The sequence below is a fragment of the Mycobacterium sp. NGS15 genome (genome assembly GCF_059813245.1).
Window position 1 is genome coordinate 495,615 of record NZ_JCALEF010000002.1, and the last position, 20,883, is coordinate 516,497.

General features: G+C 63.9%; 22 protein-coding genes. 11 read left to right on the forward strand and 11 right to left on the reverse strand.

What is annotated here, in order from left to right:
* Positions 1–29: 29 nt before the first annotated feature.
* The 4 genes from ipdE2 to AC5Y5C_RS06735 are packed head-to-tail and all read right to left on the reverse strand — an operon-like array spanning position 30 to position 4,709.
* On the reverse strand, positions 30–983 hold the full coding sequence (gene ipdE2, locus AC5Y5C_RS06720) for an acyl-CoA dehydrogenase IpdE2 (RefSeq protein WP_499970258.1): 954 nt from the start codon (positions 981–983) through the stop codon (positions 30–32).
* Positions 980–1,945, reverse strand: a complete 966-nt coding sequence (locus tag AC5Y5C_RS06725; RefSeq protein WP_499970262.1) for an acyl-CoA dehydrogenase family protein — start codon at positions 1,943–1,945, stop codon at positions 980–982. The genes ipdE2 and AC5Y5C_RS06725 overlap by 4 nt, the downstream gene beginning before the upstream one ends.
* Positions 1,942–3,105 (reverse strand): acyl-CoA dehydrogenase family protein, encoded by a 1,164-nt coding sequence (locus AC5Y5C_RS06730; RefSeq protein WP_499970265.1) that lies wholly within the window; start codon positions 3,103–3,105, stop codon positions 1,942–1,944. The genes AC5Y5C_RS06725 and AC5Y5C_RS06730 overlap by 4 nt, the downstream gene beginning before the upstream one ends.
* The gene (locus tag AC5Y5C_RS06735) at positions 3,105–4,709 is read right to left on the reverse strand and encodes a FadD3 family acyl-CoA ligase (RefSeq protein ID WP_499970269.1); all 1,605 of its coding nucleotides are present in this window, start codon (positions 4,707–4,709) and stop codon (positions 3,105–3,107) included. Before AC5Y5C_RS06735 ends, AC5Y5C_RS06730 begins: the two co-directional genes overlap by 1 nt.
* Before the next feature lie 99 nt (positions 4,710–4,808).
* Between AC5Y5C_RS06735 and AC5Y5C_RS06740 the strand changes: the two genes are divergently transcribed.
* The 5 genes from AC5Y5C_RS06740 (at position 4,809) to AC5Y5C_RS06760 (ending at position 9,047) form a co-directional block, all read left to right on the forward strand.
* Positions 4,809–6,011: an acyl-CoA dehydrogenase family protein gene (locus AC5Y5C_RS06740; RefSeq protein ID WP_499970666.1), complete on the forward strand. Its 1,203-nt coding sequence runs from the start codon at positions 4,809–4,811 to the stop codon at positions 6,009–6,011.
* Positions 6,008–6,796: a (5R,7aS)-5-hydroxy-7a-methyl-1-oxo-2,3,5,6,7,7a-hexahydro-1H-indene-carboxyl-CoA reductase gene (gene ipdF / locus AC5Y5C_RS06745; protein WP_499970271.1), complete on the forward strand. Its 789-nt coding sequence runs from the start codon at positions 6,008–6,010 to the stop codon at positions 6,794–6,796. The genes AC5Y5C_RS06740 and ipdF overlap by 4 nt, the downstream gene beginning before the upstream one ends.
* 79 nt (positions 6,797–6,875) lie before the next feature.
* Complete coding sequence (locus AC5Y5C_RS06750) at positions 6,876–7,511, forward strand: TetR/AcrR family transcriptional regulator (RefSeq protein WP_499970668.1); 636 nt, start codon at positions 6,876–6,878, stop codon at positions 7,509–7,511.
* Positions 7,512–7,528: 17 nt separating this feature from the next.
* Positions 7,529–8,677 carry a steroid 3-ketoacyl-CoA thiolase FadA6 gene (fadA6, locus tag AC5Y5C_RS06755; RefSeq protein ID WP_499970273.1) on the forward strand — a complete coding sequence of 383 codons (1,149 nt, stop codon included), beginning with the start codon at positions 7,529–7,531 and terminating at the stop codon, positions 8,675–8,677.
* A 40-nt stretch (positions 8,678–8,717) separates the two neighbouring features.
* On the forward strand, positions 8,718–9,047 hold the full coding sequence (locus tag AC5Y5C_RS06760) for a hypothetical protein (protein ID WP_499970275.1): 330 nt from the start codon (positions 8,718–8,720) through the stop codon (positions 9,045–9,047).
* Here AC5Y5C_RS06760 and AC5Y5C_RS06765 read toward each other — a convergent pair.
* From AC5Y5C_RS06765 to AC5Y5C_RS06785, 5 genes are all read right to left on the reverse strand, one after another.
* Entirely contained in the window at positions 9,044–9,382 is a 339-nt protein-coding gene (locus tag AC5Y5C_RS06765; RefSeq protein WP_499970277.1) for a hypothetical protein, read from the reverse strand. The two genes, AC5Y5C_RS06760 and AC5Y5C_RS06765, sit on opposite strands and share 4 nt — an antisense overlap.
* Before the next feature lie 69 nt (positions 9,383–9,451).
* Positions 9,452–10,522, reverse strand: a complete 1,071-nt coding sequence (ipdC, locus tag AC5Y5C_RS06770; protein ID WP_499970670.1) for a (3aS,4S,5R,7aS)-5-hydroxy-7a-methyl-1-oxo-octahydro-1H-indene-4-carboxyl-CoA dehydrogenase — start codon at positions 10,520–10,522, stop codon at positions 9,452–9,454.
* 32 nt (positions 10,523–10,554) lie between these two features.
* Positions 10,555–11,301 carry a CoA-transferase subunit beta gene (locus AC5Y5C_RS06775; protein ID WP_499970279.1) on the reverse strand — a complete coding sequence of 249 codons (747 nt, stop codon included), beginning with the start codon at positions 11,299–11,301 and terminating at the stop codon, positions 10,555–10,557.
* Positions 11,298–12,233, reverse strand: coding sequence for a CoA transferase subunit A (locus AC5Y5C_RS06780; RefSeq protein ID WP_499970281.1), 936 nt, complete (start codon positions 12,231–12,233; stop codon positions 11,298–11,300). Before AC5Y5C_RS06780 ends, AC5Y5C_RS06775 begins: the two co-directional genes overlap by 4 nt.
* Before the next feature lie 5 nt (positions 12,234–12,238).
* The gene (locus AC5Y5C_RS06785; RefSeq protein ID WP_499970283.1) at positions 12,239–13,009 is read right to left on the reverse strand and encodes an enoyl-CoA hydratase family protein; all 771 of its coding nucleotides are present in this window, start codon (positions 13,007–13,009) and stop codon (positions 12,239–12,241) included.
* 94 nt (positions 13,010–13,103) lie between these two features.
* Between AC5Y5C_RS06785 and AC5Y5C_RS06790 the strand changes: the two genes are divergently transcribed.
* Positions 13,104–13,886, forward strand: coding sequence for an SDR family oxidoreductase (locus AC5Y5C_RS06790; protein WP_499970284.1), 783 nt, complete (start codon positions 13,104–13,106; stop codon positions 13,884–13,886).
* Between the two features lie 3 nt (positions 13,887–13,889).
* Entirely contained in the window at positions 13,890–14,801 is a 912-nt protein-coding gene (locus AC5Y5C_RS06795) for an SDR family oxidoreductase (RefSeq protein WP_499970286.1), read from the forward strand.
* 45 nt (positions 14,802–14,846) lie between these two features.
* Here AC5Y5C_RS06795 and AC5Y5C_RS06800 read toward each other — a convergent pair whose 3' ends face one another.
* Entirely contained in the window at positions 14,847–15,350 is a 504-nt protein-coding gene (locus AC5Y5C_RS06800; protein WP_499970289.1) for a nitroreductase family deazaflavin-dependent oxidoreductase, read from the reverse strand.
* Between the two features lie 17 nt (positions 15,351–15,367).
* On the opposite strand from AC5Y5C_RS06800, the gene AC5Y5C_RS06805 reads away from it, so the two are divergent.
* Together AC5Y5C_RS06805 and AC5Y5C_RS06810 are read left to right on the forward strand one after the other, a co-directional pair.
* Positions 15,368–15,754: a DUF8021 domain-containing protein gene (locus tag AC5Y5C_RS06805; RefSeq protein WP_499970291.1), complete on the forward strand. Its 387-nt coding sequence runs from the start codon at positions 15,368–15,370 to the stop codon at positions 15,752–15,754.
* 115 nt (positions 15,755–15,869) lie between these two features.
* Positions 15,870–17,114: a cytochrome P450 gene (locus AC5Y5C_RS06810; protein ID WP_499970295.1), complete on the forward strand. Its 1,245-nt coding sequence runs from the start codon at positions 15,870–15,872 to the stop codon at positions 17,112–17,114.
* Between the two features lie 46 nt (positions 17,115–17,160).
* On the opposite strand, the gene AC5Y5C_RS06815 is transcribed toward AC5Y5C_RS06810, so the two are convergent.
* Positions 17,161–18,321: a steroid 3-ketoacyl-CoA thiolase gene (locus tag AC5Y5C_RS06815; protein ID WP_499970298.1), complete on the reverse strand. Its 1,161-nt coding sequence runs from the start codon at positions 18,319–18,321 to the stop codon at positions 17,161–17,163.
* A gap of 217 nt (positions 18,322–18,538) precedes the next feature.
* On the opposite strand from AC5Y5C_RS06815, the gene AC5Y5C_RS06820 reads away from it, so the two are divergent.
* On the forward strand, positions 18,539–19,798 hold the full coding sequence (locus AC5Y5C_RS06820; RefSeq protein ID WP_499970300.1) for a cytochrome P450: 1,260 nt from the start codon (positions 18,539–18,541) through the stop codon (positions 19,796–19,798).
* Positions 19,799–19,820: 22 nt separating this feature from the next.
* The gene (locus AC5Y5C_RS06825; RefSeq protein ID WP_499970302.1) at positions 19,821–20,882 is read left to right on the forward strand and encodes an acyl-CoA dehydrogenase family protein; all 1,062 of its coding nucleotides are present in this window, start codon (positions 19,821–19,823) and stop codon (positions 20,880–20,882) included.
* The last annotated feature ends 1 nt before the right edge of the window (position 20,883 follow it).

Consider the following 20,883-nt stretch of genomic DNA (forward strand, 5'->3'; position numbering starts at 1 on the left):
CTCCTGTGCTGGCGGCGGCTGCCTGACTTCTACAGTCCGGCAGCACTCTCCAAGCTTGGGAGCAGTTCGCGCGGTGTACCCAGCAACAGTGCACTGCCATGTGCACGTTTGAAGTACAGATGGGCATCGTGTTCCCACGTGATGGCGATTCCGCCGTGCAACTGGATCGATTCACCGGCCACGATCGAGAGCGCCTCGCTGGCTTTGATTCTCGCCACGATAGCGGCCTCGGTAGTGAGATCTTCGATGGCTTGGTAAACGGTCGCGCGAGCCGACTCGACCAGCACGTACAGGTCGGCCATCCGGTGTTTGAGAGCCTGGAAGCTGCCTATCGCGCGTCCGAACTGCACGCGCGTCTTGGTGTACTCGACGGTGAGTTCCAGAGCGCGCGCCGCTGCGCCCACCTGCTCGGCCGCCAGCAGGAGCCCGGCCTTGTCGATCAGCCCTGGGGCATTGCCGATCGGTTGGCCGCCGCTCACCGCGACCGCGGCCAGCCGGCGGGTGGGATCCATCGTGGATAACGGAGCAGCGGTGGCGTTCTCCACTCGATGTACTTCATCGCCTTGCAGGGTGAGTACTACGTCCGCGTTAGCTCCGTTGACGACGTATCCGGGGTCGAAGGCCACCGCGCCGATCGACTCACCGGAGGCCAACGATTCCAACAGCTCACCGTCGTACCCGGCCGCGAGGAGGGCGAGCTCCGCCCACAAGGTGCCCATCAGTGGACTGGGTACCAGCCCACGGCCGAGCTCCTCCACGACGACGGCCGCATCCGCGAGCTCGCCACCGGCACCGCCTAATTCCTCCGGAACCAATAACGCGGCGGCACCCACCTGTTCGCACAGGACGGTCCACAGGTTCTCGTCGTAGCCGCGTTCGGAATCCATCGCGGCGCGGACGGCGGCAGAGTCGGCCCGTTTGGTGACCAGCGAGCGGACGGTGTCGCGCAGCAGTTGCCGCTCGGCGTTCGTGGAACGGCTCACAGTGCCTCCAAAACTCGTGCGCGGTGCCACTCTGCCGTGCCCCACGCCGAGGTCAGTGCCCGCACCTTGAGGATCCACAATGACAGGTCGTATTCGGCGGTGAAGCCGATAGCGCCGTGGGTCTGCAAGGAGGAGCGCGCGGCAAGGTAAGCGGCCTTGCCGGCAGCGACCTTCGCGGCGCTCAGATCGCGTGCGGCATTGGGAGAGTCCTCGGCCAAGGACAACGCCGCGCCGTACACCAGCGGGCGGGCCAGTTCCAGTGCGATGTGGACATCGGCAAGTTTGTGCTTGATGGCCTGGTAGGAGCCGATCGGGCGCCCGAACTGGGAACGTTGCTTGGCGTACTCCACCGCGCGGTCCAGCAGGGCCTGACCGGCACCGACCAACTGCGCCGAAATCGCAAGCACGCCAAAGTCAATGGCGCGGCTGGTGTCGAGGGAGACGCCACCGCCCATCGGTGTTACATCGAACACCCGGCGGGTGGCGTCGATTGATTCGTGCTGTGTGCCGACCTGTGCCTCGCGGAACCCGATGTCGTCGGCGATGAGCACCAGCCCCGCAATGTCCGCGTCGAGCGCACGCGGCGTGATGGGAGGTGCGGCTACCGTGACGATGAGTTCTCCGGAGGCCAGTTGTGCGGACCGCTCAGCTCCGTTTTCATCCTCGGCGAGCAGAACCGGTGCCACCGCCAGGGACTCGACGACCGGTCCGGGCACCGCCCACTTGCCTAAACCTTCCAGTGCGACAACCAGATCGACCGGATGCGCGCCGATGCCGTCGTACTTTTCGGAAACCGCAAGGGCCGTAACACCGAGATCGGAAAGCGTTGACCACACGGCGAGGCCGGGCTCGTGGTTACCGGTTGCCCATGCGCGGGCCGCGGCGGGAACATCAGCGGCCATCAGGGCGGCGTCGATGCTGGCTGCGAAATCCCGCTGTTGAGTGTCCAGATCGAACCTCACTTGGTACCTCCCGTGCGAGCGCTCTCCCTGGGGAGGCCCAGGATCCGCTCGGCGATGATGTTGCGCTGAATCTCGTTGGTGCCTGCATAGATCGGTCCGCCGAGGGAGAACAGGTACCCCGCGGTCCAGTCCGAGTCACCAAGCTCGGGGAGCTCGCCGTCGGCGCCGCGCAGGTCGATCGCCGTCTCGTGGAGGGCGACATCCAGCTCTGACCAGAAGACCTTGGTGATGGAGGATTCGGCACCGAGCTCGCCGCCAGCGGACAGCCGGGTCACGGTGCCGAAGGTGTGCAGTCGGTAGGCCTGCGCGGCGATCCAGGCATCGGCAACACGCTCGGCCGCGAAACCGTTATCCGGGACCGATTTCCATAGTTCCACCAACCGGTCCGCGGTGGCCAGGAAGCGGCCGGGACTGCGCAGTGACATGCCGCGCTCATTGCTCGACGTGCTCATGGCCACGCGCCACCCGTCATGTACCGCACCGATGACGTCCTCGTCGGGAACGAACACGTCGTCCAGGAAGATCTCCGCGAAGCCGGCGTCACCGTCAAGCTGCGGGATGGGGCGCACTGTGACGCCGTCGGCCTTGAGGTCGAACATGAAGTAGGTCAATCCCTGGTGACGCTGGGCCTCCGGGTCGGAGCGAAACAATCCGAATGCCCTGTCCGCGAAGGGTGCTCGTGAGCTCCAGATTTTCTGCCCGGACAGGCGCCAGCCGCCGTCCACTTTGCGGGCGGGGGAGCGTAGCGAGGCCAGGTCGCTACCCGATTCCGGCTCGGACCAAGCCTGGGCCCAGATCTCCTCGCCGTTGGCCATCTTCGGGAGAATGCGATCCAGCTGGTCCTTGCTGCCATGCGCGAACAGCGTCGGCCCAAGCAAGAACATGCCGTTCTGGCTGATGCGCGCGGGGGCGCCTGCCTTGAAATACTCCTCCTCGAAAATCACCCACTGCAGCAGGGTGACATCTCGGCCGCCGTACTCCTTCGGCCAGGACACTGCGGAGAATCCCGCGTCGTAGAGGGTCCGCTCCCACTTGCGGTGCAGCACAGCACCTTCAGGTGAGTCATAGGAGGGCAGCGGCGGATTCGGGGTGTTGGCGGCCAGGAATTCGCGCACCTCCGCCCGGAAGGCCTCGGTTTCGTCGTCGAGCAATAGGTCCATTACGCAGTCTCCTCGTGCATGGCGCGCAGAGTGGGTTTGACCACCTTGCCGCCCAGGTTGCGGGGAAGCCCATCGAGAAACTCGACGAACCGCGGTTTCTTGAAGTTCGCCACATGCTGTGCGCAGTAGTCGATTACGGCCTGCGAGTCGAGGTCGGCGCCGTCGCGCAATACGATGTAAGCCTTCCCGACCTCACCGAGCCGCGCGTCGGGAACTCCGATCACGGCGGCGTCGGCCACACCATCCAGGCGCATCAGCACTTGTTCGATCTCGGCGGGGTACACGTTGAACCCGCCGCAGATGTACATGTCCTTGAGACGATCGGTGATGGTGAGATTTCCGCGGTCGTCGAGCTTCCCGATATCGCCGGTGTGCAACCAGCCCTCGGAGTCGATGGCCTCGGCGGTGGCCTGCGGATCGTCGAGGTAACCCTTCATCACGTTGGCACTGCGCAGTAGTACTTCGCCCTCATCGCCCGGCTGCTGCGCGCCGTCGATCCGCAGCTCATAGCCGATCATCGGACGCCCACAGGTGGTCGCGACAGTGAGCGCGTCGTCATCGGAACGGCAGATTGTGGCGAAGCCTTGAGTCTCGGTGAGGCCGTATGCGGTAAGCACCAGATCGAAATCCAGTTCGGACTGCATGCGTTCGATGAGCACCACCGGGACGACGGCCGCACCTGTTACGGAATACCGCAGCGAGGTCAGGTCATAGTTCTTGCGGGCGGGATGGTCGAGCAACATTTGGAAGATGGTGGGCGCGCCGGGCAGCACGGTGATCTTGTGTTCCTGGACTGCGGCCATCGCTTTTTCGGGGTCGAAGGTCAGCTGTGGCATGAGCGCCGCGCCGGTCTGCAGACAGGCCAGGATGCCCGCCTTGTATCCGAAGTTGTGAAAGAACGGGTTGACGCACAGATACCGGTCGTTCTCCGTGAACTCGCCATAGGTGGCCCACGCCAGGGAGGCCGCCAGCGGTTGGCGGTGCATACACAGCACGCCCTTGCTGCGCCCGGTGGTGCCGGAGGTGAAAAGGATGTCGCTGATGTCTTCGGAGCTCACCATGGACTTGCGCTTGTCGATGTCCTCGTCGGTCACGTCATCTCCGTGTGCGACGAATTCGTCCCAATTGGCGTGGTCACCGGCTTCCACCGCGACGCGCACGATGTGAGCCAGGTCAGGGAGACTCGCGATGTCCAGTTGGGTGATTCGATCCGAGCCGAGGAAGACTCCGACCGACACCAGCACGCGAGCCTCGCTGCGCTGCAAGATGTCCGTCGCCTCGTCGACTGTGTAGCGGGTGTTCATCGGGACGACGGCGGCTCCGGCGTACTGCGCGCCCAGGCAGGCGATGGGCCAGTGCCACGAGTTGGGAGACCAGATGGCCACCCGGTCTCCGTGCTTGATGCCGAGCGCGATCAGTGCGGCGGCGAAGCGCCGGGCGCGAATGCGAAGTTCGGAAAAGGACAGCCACGAACCGCCGGGTGAACCGCCTGCGTGAAGACCGTCAGGCCCGGCATAGAGGGCATCGCGATCACCAAAACGAGCTGCTGCCTGGTCTAACGCGGCCGGAATGGTGAGCTCGGGTGTCTGCTGCGCCGACTCCATACGCGTCCGACCCACCTTCCAATAACAAGCAAGTGCTTGGTAGGTTAGCCTACAGGTGTGGGTGAGTTCCAAGCGGCTTCCGAGCGTCCGTTATCGGAGATCTCCGATGATGGGGATGAGTCGCTCGCGCGAAGACCAGACGATGAAGTGCGTGCCGAGATCCGGGAATGGCTGGCCGAAAACCTTGTCGGTGAGTTTGCCGAGCTGAAGGGTCTTGGTGGCCCCGGCAGCGAGCATGAAGCCTTCGAAGAGCGCCTCGCCTGGAACCGCCACCTGGCCGCCGCGGGCTGGACCTGCCTGGGCTGGCCCGTCGAGCACGGGGGACGCGGAGCCACCGTGAGTCAGCGCGTCATCTTCTACGAGGAGTACGCGCGGGCCGAGGCGCCGCACAAGGTGAACCACCTGGGCGAGGAGCTCCTCGGTCCGACGCTCATCGCCTATGGCACCCCCGAGCAGCAGCAGCGCTTCCTTCCGGCCATCCGTGACGTCACGGAGCTGTGGTGTCAGGGCTATTCGGAACCTGGCGCGGGGTCGGACCTGGCGAATGTATCCACTACCGCGGTGCTCGACGGTGACGAGTGGGTGATCAACGGGCAGAAGGTGTGGACCTCCCTGGCCCTGCAGTCGCAGTGGTGCTTCGTGATCGCCCGTACCGGAGCCGACGAGTCGGCGACATCAGGCCAGCGGCCCGGACGTCATCATGGCCTGTCGTATCTGCTTGTACCCCTTGATCAGCCGGGGGTCGAGATTCGGCCGATCATCCAGCTGACCAGCACCTCGGAGTTCAACGAGGTGTTTTTCGACAATGCGCGCACCGCCGCCGATCTAGTGGTCGGAGAGCCCGGCGATGGTTGGGGGGTAGCCATGGGCACCCTGACCTTCGAACGCGGTGTCTCGACACTGGGTAACCAGATCACCTATGCCCGTGAACTTTCCCGGCTGGCCGGGCTCGCCAAGTCCAACGGCTCGGCGAACGATCCGGCGATCCGGGAGCGCCTTGCTCAGGCCTATGTAGGGCTTCGCACGATGCGTGCCTATGCGCTGTCCACCATGGACGAGGAGCGCCCCGGGCAGGACAACGTGTCAAAGCTGTTGTGGGCCAACTGGCATCGCGATCTGGGTGAACTTGCGATGGAGATCATCGGAAAGTCGACCCTGTTGACAGATGACGGCGAGATGGACGAATGGCAGCGGTTGTTCCTCTTCTCTCGCGCCGACACCATCTATGGCGGTTCCAACGAGATTCAACGCAACATCATCTCCGAGCGGGTGCTCGGTCTACCCAGAGAGGCGCGCCAGTGAGCTTGTCGCAGGCACCGGAAGAGATTGCCGGGCACGGACTTCTGAAGGGCAAGGCGGTTGTCGTCACCGCCGCGGCGGGCACCGGTATTGGATCCTCCACTGCGCGCCGTGCTCTGGCCGAGGGGGCCGACGTCGTCGTCTCCGACTACCACGAGCGTCGCCTCACCGAGACCCGTGACGAGCTCGCGGCGCTCGGGCTGGGCAAGGTGGCTGCGGTGGTCTGTGATGTCACTTCCACCGCAGCTGTGGATGCATTGGTCACCGAATCCGTTGCAGCCCTGGGCCGTATCGACGTGCTGGTGAACAATGCGGGGCTCGGTGGTGAGACTCCCGTCGCCGACATGACCGACGAGCAGTGGGACCGGGTGCTCGACGTCACCCTGACCTCTACCTTCCGCGCAACCCGTGCAGCCCTGCGGTACTTCCGTGAGGCCGGACACGGCGGCGTCATCGTCAACAACGCGAGCGTGCTGGGCTGGCGCGCCCAGTACGGACAGTCGCACTACGCCGCGGCGAAGGCCGGCGTCATGGCGCTCACCCGATGCAGTGCCATCGAGGCCGTCGAGCACGGGGTGCGCATCAACGCCGTTGCCCCGAGCATTGCCCGGCATAAATTCCTCGACAAGGTGACCTCCTCGGATCTACTGGACAAGCTCTCCTCCGACGAGGCATTCGGTCGTGCCGCCGAACCATGGGAGATCGCCTCCACCATTGCCTTCCTGGCCAGCGATTACTCAAGCTATCTGACCGGCGAGGTCATCTCGGTGTCCAGCCAGCGGGCGTGACGTGCGCCATGAAGTGCACTCAACGGTGACCAAACAAGCGCTTGGTTGATACAGTGGGGAGGTGGACAACGTGGCAGAAATGCGAGAGCCGGATGCTCTTCGCGCAAGTGGCTCATCGCAGCCCTCTCGGCGTGATGAGCTGCTGAGCCTTGCGGCCGCCATGTTCGCCGAACGTGGTCTGCGTGCCACCACGGTTCGTGATATCGCCGATGCGGCGGGAATCCTGTCCGGCAGCCTCTATCACCACTTCGACTCCAAAGAAGCGATCGTCGACGAGCTACTGCGCGACTTCCTCGAGGGACTCTTCGCGCGGTACCGCGAAATTGCGGCGGCCAACCTGAACCCTGTTGACACGCTCAAGGGGCTGTTTCTGGCCTCGTTCGACGCGATCGAATCCAAACATGCGCAGGTCGCCATCTATCAGGCGGAGGCTCCCCGACTGCTGTCTCAGGAGCGGTTCGCCTATCTGAACGAGCTCAATACCGAGCAGCGCGAGCTGTGGCTGGAAGTGCTGCGCGACGGCATTGCCCAGGGTTACTTCCGTTCGGATCTCGATGTGGCCGTGGTGTACCGGTTCATCCGCGACGCGACCTGGGTGTCGGTGCGCTGGTTCCGCCCCGGTGGCTCACGCACGGCGCAGGAAGTCGCCGAACAGTACCTCTCGATAGTCCTCGGCGGGATCACCACGAACAACGCCGTTCAGTCACCCGAATAAACATAAGGAGATTCACCATGCCTGAGGCGTACATCATCGACGCTGTGCGTACCGCCGTCGGTAAGCGCAACGGATCGCTGTCCACGGTGCACCCGCTGGATCTGGGTGCAGCGACCTTCAAGGGACTCTTCGGCCGTGTCGATGTCGACCCTGACGCCATCGACGACGTGATCATGGGTGTGCTGGATGCCATCGGCGGGCAGGCCGGCAATGCCGGACGTCTGGCGTGGCTGGCGGGTGGATACCCGGAGGAGGTGCCAGGCTGCACCGTTGACCGCCAGTGTGGATCCAGTCAGCAGGCCATTTCCTTTGCCGCGCAGGCTGTTATGTCCGGTACCGCCGACCTGGTCGTGGCCGGTGGTTTCCAGAACATGAGCCAGATCCCGATCTCGGCGGCGATGCTTGTCGGCAAAGAGTACGGATTCACGTCGCCCACGGCCGAATCCGAGGGCTGGCTGCACCGCTACGGCGACCAGGAAATCTCCCAGTTCCGCGGTGCCGAGATGATCGCAGAGAAGTGGGATATCAGCCGCGAGGAGATGGAGCAGTTCGCACTCGCCAGCCATGAGCGGGCATTTGCCGCTATTCGCAACGGACACTTCGACAATGAGATCATCCCGGTCGGCGACTTCCGGGTCGACGAGGGGCCGCGCGAGAGCACGCTGGAGAAGCTGGCGGGGCTCAAGACGCTGGTCGAGGGTGGGCGCCTCACCGCCGCACTGGCCAGCCAGATCTCCGACGGCGGCAGCGCCACCCTGGTCGCCTCGGAAGGCGCGGTGAAGGCGCACGGCCTCAAGCCGCGTGCCCGCATCCATCACATCAGCGCCCGCGGTGATGACCCGGTGTTCATGCTGACCGGCCCCATCCCCGCCACTAAGTACGCGCTGGAGAAGACTGGTCTGACGATGGACGATATCGACGTCGTCGAGATCAACGAGGCCTTCGCCCCCGTGGTATTGGCATGGGCCAAGGAGCTGGATGTCGATCTGAAGAAGGTCAATCCCAACGGCGGCGCTATCGCCCTGGGTCATCCCTTGGGGGCCACCGGCGCCAAGCTGTTCGCCACCATGCTCAATGAGCTGGAGCGCACCGGAGGCAGGTACGGCCTGCAGACGATGTGTGAGGGCGGCGGCACTGCCAACGTCACCATCATCGAGCGCCTCTGATCGTTCTCGCCGTCGAGCATCCGAGGCGTAGCCTCAGGGAATGCGTGCTGGAATCCTGATCGGCGCGGCCGCGATGGCGTTGGGCGTCATCGCGAGCGGCGCCCCCGCATCTGCCGAGCCGTGTCCACCGGAGGTGTGCAGCATTCCTGGATTGCCGGGCGGCAGTTTGCCCTTCAATCCGCAGATGTCTGACCTGCCGCAGGACCCGATGTGGATGGGCCAGGCCTGGGATTGGTTGAGCAAGCGGGACAACACGGGCATGTTCGATGCCCCGGGGCCTGCGGAGTTCATCCGGTCGCAGCCATCCGACTCGGGGATCCCGGAGCAGGCCCCTCCGCCCTTACCGGGTCCTGCTCTGCCGGGCGATTAGTTCTGAGCCCAGGTCCCGTATGGCACATCCGGATCGGTGCCGAGTGGGGTCGACGGGTCAGCCCCGCCGATATCGGTTGCATGGTCGGGGACATACGGATCGGTTCCGTACGGCACTCCGGGATCTGCGCCACCCACGGATTGGTCTTGTCGTAACACGTGGCCGCGACCGCGCTCGGTGGGCAGTTCCATGGAGCCCTGTTTTGGGGTGTGAATACCGTGGTTAGGGCCGGATGGCTGGTCGTTATCGGCGGCTGCGAGGGGGGCGAGCACGATGGCCGCGCCCGCCGCCAAACAACAGGCAGCTGTCGAGAAGGTGAACGTTCGGTGTCTCATGTCTCCAGGATTCTCTTCCAGCCTGTGAATCCGCTGTCTGAATAGCGTGAATTTGCTGGAGGAGAATGCCTAGATGATGGTGGCGTTCGCTGCCTTGAGGTGAGTGACGGCGTCGGTGACGATCGTGTCGATCAGCTCCTGGCAGCTTGGCAGGTCTTCGAGGATGCCCGCGACCTGACCAGAGGCGAGAACACCGGCACCGGTGTTCCCTTCGACAAGGCCGGCTTTCAGTAGCATCGGAGTGTTCGCCGCCATGAGCACCTGAGACCAGGTGAGTTCCTTGCCGTGGCGCATCGCCAGGCCGTCCTTGACCATGGACCGCCAAGTCATGCCCGACATCTTCTTGAATTTGGCCGCATTCAGGATTGCTGCGCTGAAACCGCGCACCCGCGAACCACTTTCGAGCTTCTCAACCAGCTCGGTACGCAACACCCGGTGCGGCATGCCGTCGACACGGGTCGACACCACGGTGCCGTCGAGAGCCGAGGCCAGGTAGCGCTGCTTGACCGCATCCGGCACGGTGCTATCGGAGGTCAGCAGGAACCGGGTGCCCATGGCCACACCGGCCGCGCCATAGGACAGCGCTGCCGCGAGGCCACGCCCGTCGAAGAATCCACCGGCGGCGATGACCGGCATTGCGGTGTCTTTGACGGCGTCGAGCACCGAGGGGAGTAACAGGGTTGTCGCGACCGGACCGGTGTGTCCACCGCCCTCGCCGCCCTGCACGATCACCGCGTCGGCGCCCCAGGCCGCGACCTTCTTGGCATGCTTGGCCGCCCCAATGGACGGAACCACCACCACGCCATTGTCTTTCAGCTTCGCGATCAGATCCTGCTTGGGTGCCAGCGCAAACGAGGCGACCTTGACCTTCTCGCGGATAAGCAGATCGATGCGCTCCGTGGCGTCACCGGCGTCGGCGCGAATGTTCACACCGAACGGCTTATCGGTCAGCGACTTCGTCTTCGCGACCGCTGCGACCAGTTCCTCCAGCGTCATGGTCGCTGAGGCGAGAATGCCCAGACCGCCGGCGTTGGAGGTGGCGGCAACCAGGCGCGGTCCCGCCACCCAGCCCATGCCCGTCTGCACGACGGGATGGTCGATGCCGAACAGCTCGGTCAGCGGTGTCCTGAGGACCGGAATTGAATGTCGCCGGCCCTGCGGCTCCGAAGCGCTCACTGCTTGATCTCTTTGTCCCGAAACGACTTCGGATCAATCACCTCACGGATGATCCGCAACTCTTCCTCGGTGGGCAACCGGGTCTGGCCGGCGTCGGCCAGACCGTGCACCTCGAAGCTGGTGTTGGATGCGACGTCCTCGGCCGAGACTCCGGGGTGCAGGGTCAGTGCTTGCATCTCGTGGTTGGGGCCGTTGAAGTCGAACACGCCCAGGTTCGAGATCACCCGGAACACGTTGAGGTACTTGAAGGCGGGGTTCGCGGGGTCCGCCCTGTCATATCCGACGCCGGACACGATGTCGACGGAGTTGCCGAAGACGCGCGTCGAGTGGTTACCCACCCAGTACGAGGTGGCGTGGTTGATGGTGTTTCCCGGAGCGCCGCGCACACCGAACATCTGCCGGGTGGGTTGTTGCAGCGGACCGAACGCCGAGAGGTTCTGATTGCCGTAGCGGTCAATCTGGTTGGCGCCCATGACAACATGGCGACGTCCGGAGGCCACCACATCGAACACCTTGCGGAAGGGCATCCATCCCTCGATCGGAGAGGTGCCGCCAATCGCCGGTGTCTCGGCCATCAGGACGGCCTCGCCATCCGAGAGCACCAGGTCGGGGGAGAAGGTCAGGCGGGCAAGCCGGGCCCCGACGGTGGACATCGTCGACATCGCGGAGGCCATGATCTCGCCTGCGTCCCTGAACAACTCGGCGCATGCGACGGCGCATACCTCGGCGCGGGAGATTGTCATGACTTCTGCCCTCCATTTTCTGCTCTTCGCGCAAGCTGCTCATCGCGATTTTCTGCTCTTCGCGCAAGCTGCTCATCGCCGAAGCGCTTGACGGCTGCCTGGTAGTCCTCTTCGGAACCGGACAGGTATGTGTCGACGAACTTCTGCCAGGTCTCCGGATCGCCGGCGGCTTCGGCATAGTGCCGCTGGAACTTCTCGTCACGGCCGTAATCGGCGGCACCAATGGTGAAATGCGCGCCACCGGGTGCCTCGACCACCTTGTCGACCATCATGCGGTTAAGCAGAAGAGACTGCAGAGGAACGGCTTTCACCAGCTCCTCGGTGGAGACGATCTTCTCCACCGAAAGATAGCGGCGCTCGGCGGCCAGGCAGTAGAGATCGTCAAAGTACGGGTCGACGCCGGTGTAGGCGGCGTTCCCGGTGACATCACCGAGGTTCAGGTGCACGAATGCGGCATCCAGGTTCAGCGCGGGCATCGCGACCAGGGTCTCGTTATCCGCGTACGGCGACGTGACGGTCTTGAGCTCGTCGCCCCAGAAGTTCATGACGTCGGAGCCCAGCCCCGCCCGGATGGGTAGGAACGGCAGGCGGGCGGCGGCGGCCTCCAGTCCGCACTTGACCATGCCCTCATCCATCTCGCGGGACTCGATCGCACCCGTGGTGCGCGCCTTGGCGAACCATGGGTCATAGAACGGCGGTGAATCCAGGGAGACGAAGCCGTAGTAGGCCTTCTTCACCTTGCCCGCAGAACACAACAGGCCCAGATCTGGTCCGCCGTAGGTCACGACCGTCAAATCCTTGATATCCGAGCGCAGAATCGCACGCACGAAGGCCATCGGCTTGCGGCGTGAACCCCAGCCACCGAGGCCGATGGTCATGCCGCTACGCAGCTCGCCGACGACCTCGTCGAGTGAAGATCGTTTGTCGCTCATATTTTCTACTGCCCTTTCGGCTTTCCGGTCTCGACGAATGCGTCACGGTGTTCGTCGGCGACACCCGCGAGATTGAGCTCGAATGTGAAACCCTGTTCCATGCGGTAGCTCGACTCGACGTCCTGCGGGTCGATGAAGTTGATCGCTTCCTTGGCGGCCCGGATCACGCGGGTGTCCTTGGCCGCGATGTCACGTGCGACGCGGAGCGCGGCTTCGTCGAGCTCCGCGCGCGGCACCACCTCGTGGATGGATCCGTAGTGGTGCAAGGTCTTCGCGTCGATCTTTGCTGCGGTATAGAACATCCGGCGCATTACATGCTGGGGGACCAGCCGCTGCAGATGAGTGGCGGTGCCGAGCGCGCCGCGGTCTACCTCGGGCACGCTGAACACCGCATCGTCGGAGGCGACGATCACGTCAGCGTTGCCCACCAAGCCGATTCCACCGCCGAGGCAGAAGCCGTTGACGGCGGCGATGACGGGCACCTTGCAGCGATATACCGCGCTGAAGGCCTCGAAACACCCGCGGTTGGTGTCGATCAACGCGGCGTAGCCCTTCCCCTCGGCCTGGGTGGCCTGCATCTCTTTGATGTCGGCGCCCGCGTTGAACCCGCGGCCCTCGGCCCGCAGGATCACCACGTGGGTGGACGGGTCGTTGCCCGCCGCCAAGATGGCGTCGGCCAGCTCAAACCATCCGCGCGAGGGGATGGCGTTGACCTTCGGGTAGTCGACGGTGACGGTGACGATGCCCGGTTCAACCGTCGCGGTGATGATGCCCATGAGACTCCTCAAGGTACCGAAACAAGCACTTGCTTGGTACGCTACCATGGCTCGAAAGCGCAGGACAAACAGTAGGAATACAGCAAGGAGCGACGTGCGAACCCCTTACGAACTCGGCCTGGCGGGCCGTGTCGTGCTGGTCACCGGGGGTGTCCGCGGCGTCGGCGCCGGGATCAGCCGGGTGTTCGACGAGCTCGGTGCGACGGTGATCACCTGCGCACGCCGCCCCGGCGAGACCCCTTACGAATTCCATTCCTGCGATATCCGTGACGAGGAGTCGGTGGACGCGCTCATCGACGCCATCGTGTCCGGGCACGGGCGCCTGGATGCTGTCGTGAATAACGCCGGCGGGGCACCCTTCGCGCTGGCCGCTGATGGGAGCCACAACTTTCACCGCAAGATCATCGAGCTGAACCTGCTCTCTGCCCTGCTCGTCTCGCAGCGCGCCAATACCGTGATGCAGCGGCAGGACGATGGCGGCACCATCGTCAACATCACCAGCGTGAGCGCAAGCCGTCCCTCCCCGGGCACGGCCGCCTACGGCGCGGCCAAGGCAGGCCTGGAGAGTCTGACTCGGAGTCTGGCGGTGGAATGGGCGCCCAAGGTACGGGTGAACGCCCTGGCCGCCGGGATGATCCGCACCGAGCTCTCGGAGATGCACTATGGCGACGAAGACGGGATCGCGTCGGTCGGTGCGACGGTTCCACTGGGCCGTCTTGCCAATCCAGACGAGATCGGTTGGACCGCAGCGTTTCTTGCCTCACCCTTGTCTTCCTATGTGACCGGTTCGGTCCTCACGGTTCACGGCGGAGGGGAGCGTCCGGCGTTCCTCGGCGCCGCCAATGTCAATAGCAATGAGAACGGCGAAAAGGAATAGAACATGCCAGGTTTGCTCGACGGTCGGGTCGTCATCATCACCGGCGCAGGCCGGGGTATCGGTCGTGCGCACGCGCTGGCGTTCGCCGCCGAGGGCGCACGCGTGGTCGTCAACGACATCGGCGTGGGCCTGGATGGATCGGCAGGCACCAGTCCGGCCCAGGAAGTCGTCGAGGAGATCAAGGCCGCCGGCGGCGAGGCCGTCACCAATGGTGATGATGTCGCCGACTGGCACGGTGCCAAGAACTTGATCGACACCGCGGTCAATTCCTTTGGCCGTCTGGATGTTCTGGTCAACAACGCGGGCTTCTTGCGCGACCGGATGCTCGCCAACATGAGCGAGGAGGAGTGGGACGCGGTGATCCGCGTGCACCTCAAGGGGCACTTTGCGCCATTGCGGCATGCCGCCGCCTATTGGCGTGACGAGTTTAAGGCAGGCAACGGGGTGGACGCCCGCGTCATCAACACCAGCTCGGCCGCCGGGTTGCAAGGCAGTGTCGGACAAGGGAACTACGCCGCAGCCAAGGCTGGTATCGCTACCTTGACCCTGCAGGCCGCCGCCGAGATGGGCCGCTACGGCATCACCGTCAATGCCATCGCTCCGGCCGCGCGCACTCGGATGACCGAGGCGGTCTTCGCCGAGACCATGGCCAAGCCCGAGGATGGCGCGTTCGACGCGATGGCTCCGGAGAACGTCTCGCCGCTGGTGGTGTGGCTGGGCAGCCCGGAGTCTCGCGAGGTCACCGGCAAGGTGTTCGAGGTCGAAGCGGGCATCATTCGCGTCGCCGAAGGCTGGGCCCACGGCCCGCAGGTGGACAAGGGAGCTCGTTGGGAACCAAATGAATTGGGCCCCGTGGTCACCGACCTGCTCGGTAGGGCGCGCACTCCGGTTCCGGTCTACGGCGCGCAGGGCTAGCCCCTGCGCGAGGCGCTACTGCCCCGAAACGGGATTCGTGGGACTTTATGCCCGCTCCAGGATGACGACCGGGATCTTGCGAGTCGTGTACGACTGGTATTTGTCGAAGTCCGCATACAGCTCGACCAGCTTGGGCCAGTAATAGGAGCGTTCCTCATCGGTGGCGGTGCGCGCCGTCATTTCTCGGATATCGCCCTTGATCTGAACGGTGACTTCAGAATTCGCCTTCAGGTTGAGGTACCACGCCGGGTTTGCATCACGTCCACCTTGCGATGCGACCAGGATAACCTTGTCTCCGTCGGGTAGATAGAGCAGCGCGCTCAGCCGCTTCTGCCCGGTCTTGCGACCGGTTGTGGTGAGCAGCAGTACGGGTATGCCCCACGGGAAAGCCGCACCTACACGCCACTTTCCGCCGAGGCGGCCGTCAGTCCGCTGGTACAGCCAGACGTTGGCTGTGGTCATCCACTTGATGAGCTTGCCGGCGAACTCGGAGTTCAACTGGGCGGGTGCGTTCGCGGGGGAGCCGCTCGCGGATAGACCATCAGACATGGCCCTATGCTACGAGGGTGTCAACACCTGGAGCCTCAGACGAAGTACGTATTGCCGCAGCGAATGCATACATCGAAGCCCTCGTCACTCATCAGGCGGACGCGGTGCCGTTCGCTCCGGAGTGCGTGCGGATCGAGCAGGGTGTGAAGACCGGGTTCTCTGGAGATCACTTGCGGCGCAGCCTGAACAACGGTCCGCAGTTTCGCCTGATCGCCGCAGCTTCCAATCGGCAGTTCCGTGTCGAGGGGGAGAACGTCGTCGCAAGTTTCGTCATCGAGACCAAGGCGAAGGTGGCACGGTGGCGCGTTGTCGCCAAAGTGGACGAGACGTTCAAAATTCCGGCCGATGACCCCCGGATTCATCACATCCGTGCCATCTTCGTCCCGAAGCTGGCACGCACCTAGAACATGTTCTAGATCGGAATTTTTTTCTCCACCCACCCTTGTCCTGGGGCCGATTTCTGTGCTTCACTGCCACTAGAGCCATTAGTGAATTGCGTCACAGGCCCGGAGGTACAGCGTGGTACATCCCAACCTTCCCGAGAATATCGATTTCACGGATCCCGACCTTTTTGTCCACGGGATCCCGGAGGGTGAACTCGCCGAATTGCGGCATACCGAACCGATCTGGTGGAACCACACCGAGCGCGGGGTTGCCGGGTTCGATGATGACGGCTTTTGGGTGGTGTCCAAACACAAAGACGTCAAAGAGATCTCGCTTCGATGTGACGTGTTCTCCAGCGAACAGAACACCGCGATACCGCGTTATCTGCCCACCACCCCGCGTGAGCGGATCGACGCTACGCGCTTGATCATGCTCAACATGGACCCACCGCGGCACAGCAGGCTGAGGCATATCATCAGTCGAGGGTTCACGCCGCGCGCAGTGAACCGACTCCGCGAGGATCTCAACACCCGGGCGCAAGGCATCGCGAAGGCCGCAGCGCAGACGCAGCACGGCGACTTTGTTGAGCAGGTGGCCTGTGAGCTTCCGTTGCAAGCCATCGCGGGTTTGATGGGTACGCCATTGGATGAGCGCGAACAGCTTTTCGATTGGTCCAACAGGCTGGTCGGTTCGGACGATGGCGAGGATGACAGCGCGATCGCCAGCGCCGAGTTGCTGATGTACGCCATGGGAGTCGCAGCCCAGAAGGCCGTGGAGCCGGGTCCCGATATCTGCACCGATTTGGTGAATGCCGATATCGACGGCCAGAAGCTATCCGATGACGAGTTCGGTTTCTTCGTCATGCTTTTGGCGGTGGCCGGCAATGAAACGACCCGCAACTCCATTACGCATGGCATGCACGCCTTCACCCAGTTCCCGGAGCAGTGGGAGCTGTACAAGAAGGAGCGCCCGGAGACGGCGGCCGATGAGATCGTCCGCTGGGCGACTCCGGTCACGTCGTTCCAGCGGACTGCGCTGGAAGACACCGAGCTTGGTGGTGTGCAGATCAAGAAGGGCCAGCGTGTGGTCATGATGTACCGCAGCGCCAACTTCGACGAAGAGGTCTTCGAAGATCCCTTCAGCTTCAACATCATGCGGGACCCCAACCCGCACGTGGGATTTGGCGGAAATGGTGAGCACCATTGCGTGGGGGCCAACCTGGCCCGCATGACCATCAACCTGATGTTCAACGCCATCGCCGACCACATGCCCGACCTCGCGTCGGCGGGTGAGCCCGACAGACTGCGGTCGGGGTGGCTCAACGGCGTAAAGCACTGGGAGGTCGACTTCTGTCCGGCCGGCTACGGACGGGCCAGCTGACGGAAAAGCCCCCGGCACCGCGGCGCCGGGGGCTTTTGGGTAGCTGTTAGATCCGCTCGATGATGGTGCCGGTCGACAGCGCGCCACCAGCGCACATTGTGATCAAAGCCGTTGACTTGTCTGTACGTTCGAGCTCGTGCAGCGCCGTGGTGATCAGGCGGGCACCGGTGCTGCCCACCGGGTGGCCCAGCGCGATCGCGCCACCGTTGACGTTCACGCGGTCGAAGTCCGGCTTGTGCACGGCGGCCCACGACAGCACCACCGAGGCAAAGGCCTCGTTGATCTCGACGACGTCGATGTCGCCGATCTTCATGCCGGCACGGTCCAGCACGCGCTGCGTCGACTGCACCGGTCCGTCCAGGTGGTAGTAGGGCTCGGCGCCAACGAGGGCCTGAGACACGATGCGGGCGCGTGGGCGCAATCCGAGGGCCTTGGCTCGGTCTTCGTCCATGAGCAGTACCGCGGCGGCGCCGTCGGAGATCTGCGAGGAGGTACCGGCTGTGTGAATACCCTCCGGCATAACGGGTTTCAGATTGCCTAGGGATTCAAGGGTGGTATCGCGCAGACCTTGATCCTTGCTGATGGTGAGGGTTTCGCCGGTGGGATTGCCTTCCTTGTCCACCTGAGGGGCATCCAGCGCGGTGATCTCACGGTCGAAGCGCCCCTCGGCCCAAGCCTGCTTGGCCAGTGCCTGCGAACGCACCCCCAGCCCGTCGACGTCGGCGCGAGTAATCCCGCGGCGCTTGGCAATCCGCTCGGCGGCCTCGAACTGATTGGGCATGTCGACATCCCAGGAGGCGGGGCGCGGGATGCCGGTGCCGCCGACGTTGGCGCCGAGCGGGACTCGGCTCATCGATTCGATGCCGCAGGCGATGCCGGTATCGATGGCACCCGAGTAGATCAGGCCGGCGATGAGGTGGTTCGCCTGCTGAGCGCTGCCGCACTGGCAATCGATGGTGGTCGCGCCGGCGGCCTCGGGCAGCCCGGCGTGCAGCCACGCCTGCCGGGTGATGTGTCCGCCCTGCTCGCCGAACTGGGTCACGCAGCCGCCTATTACCTGCTCGACCTCGTGCGGGTCGAGACCGGCACGGGCGATCACCGACTTCTGGATGCTGCCCAGCAGCTCGGCGGGGTGCAGCCCCGCCAGCCATCCACCGCGTTTGCCGATGGGGCTGCGCGTTGCTTCGACTATGACCGGATTACCCATGGAGCTGCTCCTTTGCGCTCTTAACGTTGGCTTCACGGTAGAACACGTTCCAGTCTGGAAGCAATGAGAACGTGTTCTTCCCCCATGCACCACGTTTTGTCTGCGCTGATCGTGTGATTCAATGGGGCTAGAGAGTGTCGTATCTCACTCGGCTCTCACTAGATGCTCTAACAAGATCGTCCCTGAATGACGCCCTGAAAGGCCATAGGAGTTCAACGTGGTGCACCCCAGCCTTCCCGCCGGTTTCGACTTCACCGACCCGGAGATCTACGCAGAACGGCTCCCGATCGAGGAGCTCAAGGAGCTACGGAAGACGGCTCCCATTTGGTGGCAGGAGCAGGCCGACGGCGTCGGCGGCTTCAACGACGGCGGGTATTGGGTCGTCTCCAAGCACAAGGACGTCAAGGAGGTGTCCCTGCGCAGCGATGTCTTCTCCAGCTGGGAGAACACCGCCATCCCGCGGTTCCAGGACGACATCACCCGCGAGGCCATCGAGCTGCAGCGCTACGTCATGCTCAACATGGACGCCCCGCACCACACTCGGCTGCGCAAGATCATCTCCCGCGGGTTCACTCCCCGGGCGATTGGCCGGCTGCGCGACGAGCTGAACGAACGCGCTCAACAGATCGCGAAGAACGCGGCGGCGAGCGGCAGCGGTGACTTTGTCGAGCAGGTGTCGTGCGAGTTGCCGCTGCAGGCCATCGCCGGTCTGCTCGGGGTACCCATCGAGGACCGGGGCAAGCTCTTCAACTGGTCCAACGAGATGACCTCGTACGACGACCCCGAGTTCTCTCACATCGACCCGGCGGCATCGTCGATGGAGATCCTGGCCTACTCGATGGAGATGGCGAAGCAGAAGTCCGAGAATCCCGGCGAAGACATCGTGACCACGCTCATCAACGCTGAGGTCGAGGGGGAGGGCAAGCTCTCCGACGACGAGTTCGGCTTCTTCGTGATCATGCTCGCGGTGGCAGGAAACGAGACCTCCCGCAACTCGATCACGCAGGGCATGATGGCCTTCACCCAGTTCCCGGAGCAGTGGGAGCTGTACAAGAAGGAGCGCCCGGAGACGGCGGCTGATGAGATCGTTCGCTGGGCGACTCCGGTCACGTCGTTCCAGCGGACTGCGCTGGAAGACACCGAGCTTGGTGGTGTGCAGATCAAGAAGGGCCAGCGTGTGGTCATGATGTACCGCAGCGCCAACTTCGACGAAGAGGTCTTCGAGGATCCCTTCAGCTTCAACGTCATGCGTAACCCCAACCCGCACATGGGATTCGGTGGTAGCGGTGCGCATTTCTGCATCGGCGCGAACCTGGCCCGGCTGACCATCAATCTGATGTTCAACGCCATCGCCGACCACATGCCGAACCTGGCTCCGGCCGGCGATCCGAAGCGGTTGCAGTCCGGCTGGCTCAACGGCATCAAGCACTGGCAGGTTGACTTCACCGGCGCCAGCGGCTGCCCGGTTCTGCACTAGAAATTAAAGGGATACGCACGCTATGGATTTCGCTTTCGCAGAGGAGCAGCAGGCTGTCTCCGATGTGGTCGAAGCGGTGCTTGCCGATCGTGAGTTCGTCGGCGTGGTGCCCGAGGTCGGATACGACGACGGATTGTGGCAGTCTCTGGCCGCAAACGGTGTCCTGAACCTCGCCCTACCCGAACGGCTGGGCGGTGACGGTCTCGGCCTGTCCGAGGTATCGGTGGCATTGCGAGTGCTCGGGAAGCACGGCGCATTGACGCCGGCGCTGGCGACGCTCGGATTCGGCGTGGTTCCCCTGGTGGAGCTGGCCTCTGCGGAGCAGCAGGACAGGTTCCTCGATGGCGTCGGATCTGGCGGAATCCTCACCGCGGCGCTCGATGAGCCCGGCGCTGCCCTACCTTCGTCGCCCTCGGTTTCCGCCGTGCGTGATGGGTCTTCGCTGGTGTTGAACGGCCGCAAAATCGGCGTTCAGCATGCCACGGAGGCGAATTGGATACTTGTCACCACCGACAATGGCGTCGTTGTGGTGGCACCTAATACCCCGGGTGTGACGATCGTCCAGACACCGACGGCCAGTAAGGCCGCCGAGTACGCGGTGACATTCGCGGACGCGTCGGTGCCCGATTCGGATGTGCTGGCCGGATCTGTTGAGCGAGTGAACCAGCTTGCCCTAGCGGCGATTGGTTCCTACGCGGATGGATTGGTCTCCGGTGCCCTGCGTCTGACTGCCGACCACGTGTCGAATCGGGTGCAGTTCGGCAAGCCGCTGGCCACCTTCCAGGCGGTCTCGCAGCAGCTGGCGGATGTGTACGTGGTCTCGCGGACGCTGAACCTCGGTGTCACATCTGCGGTGTGGCGCCTCTCGGCGGCCCTTGACGCGACCGAGGATTTGGACGTCGTCGCGTTCTGGATGGCCGCGGAGGCGCAGCGAGTCATGCAAATCTGCCATCACCTTCATGGCGGTCTCGGCGTCGACATCACGTACCCGATGAACCGTTATTACTCGACGATCAAGGACCTGAGCCGCCTGGTCGGCGGGTCCTCCGAGCGCCTGGACGTTCTCGCCGCGGCGCAGGTTTAGG

Excerpts from the sequence above, each read along its gene's own strand:
- AC5Y5C_RS06730 (WP_499970265.1), bottom strand. The coding sequence starts at position 3,105 with ATGGACCTATTGCTCGACGACGAAACCGAGGCCTTCCGGGCGGAGGTG.
- AC5Y5C_RS06735 (WP_499970269.1), bottom strand. The coding sequence starts at position 4,709 with ATGGAGTCGGCGCAGCAGACACCCGAGCTCACCATTCCGGCCGCGTTA.
- AC5Y5C_RS06750 (WP_499970668.1), top strand. The coding sequence starts at position 6,876 with ATGCGAGAGCCGGATGCTCTTCGCGCAAGTGGCTCATCGCAGCCCTCT.
- fadA6 (WP_499970273.1), top strand. The coding sequence starts at position 7,529 with ATGCCTGAGGCGTACATCATCGACGCTGTGCGTACCGCCGTCGGTAAG.
- AC5Y5C_RS06760 (WP_499970275.1), top strand. The coding sequence starts at position 8,718 with ATGCGTGCTGGAATCCTGATCGGCGCGGCCGCGATGGCGTTGGGCGTC.
- AC5Y5C_RS06765 (WP_499970277.1), bottom strand. The coding sequence starts at position 9,382 with ATGAGACACCGAACGTTCACCTTCTCGACAGCTGCCTGTTGTTTGGCG.
- AC5Y5C_RS06775 (WP_499970279.1), bottom strand. The coding sequence starts at position 11,301 with ATGACAATCTCCCGCGCCGAGGTATGCGCCGTCGCATGCGCCGAGTTG.
- AC5Y5C_RS06780 (WP_499970281.1), bottom strand. The coding sequence starts at position 12,233 with ATGAGCGACAAACGATCTTCACTCGACGAGGTCGTCGGCGAGCTGCGT.
- AC5Y5C_RS06785 (WP_499970283.1), bottom strand. The coding sequence starts at position 13,009 with ATGGGCATCATCACCGCGACGGTTGAACCGGGCATCGTCACCGTCACC.
- AC5Y5C_RS06795 (WP_499970286.1), top strand. The coding sequence starts at position 13,890 with ATGCCAGGTTTGCTCGACGGTCGGGTCGTCATCATCACCGGCGCAGGC.
- AC5Y5C_RS06800 (WP_499970289.1), bottom strand. The coding sequence starts at position 15,350 with ATGTCTGATGGTCTATCCGCGAGCGGCTCCCCCGCGAACGCACCCGCC.
- AC5Y5C_RS06815 (WP_499970298.1), bottom strand. The coding sequence starts at position 18,321 with ATGGGTAATCCGGTCATAGTCGAAGCAACGCGCAGCCCCATCGGCAAA.
- AC5Y5C_RS06825 (WP_499970302.1), top strand. The coding sequence starts at position 19,821 with ATGGATTTCGCTTTCGCAGAGGAGCAGCAGGCTGTCTCCGATGTGGTC.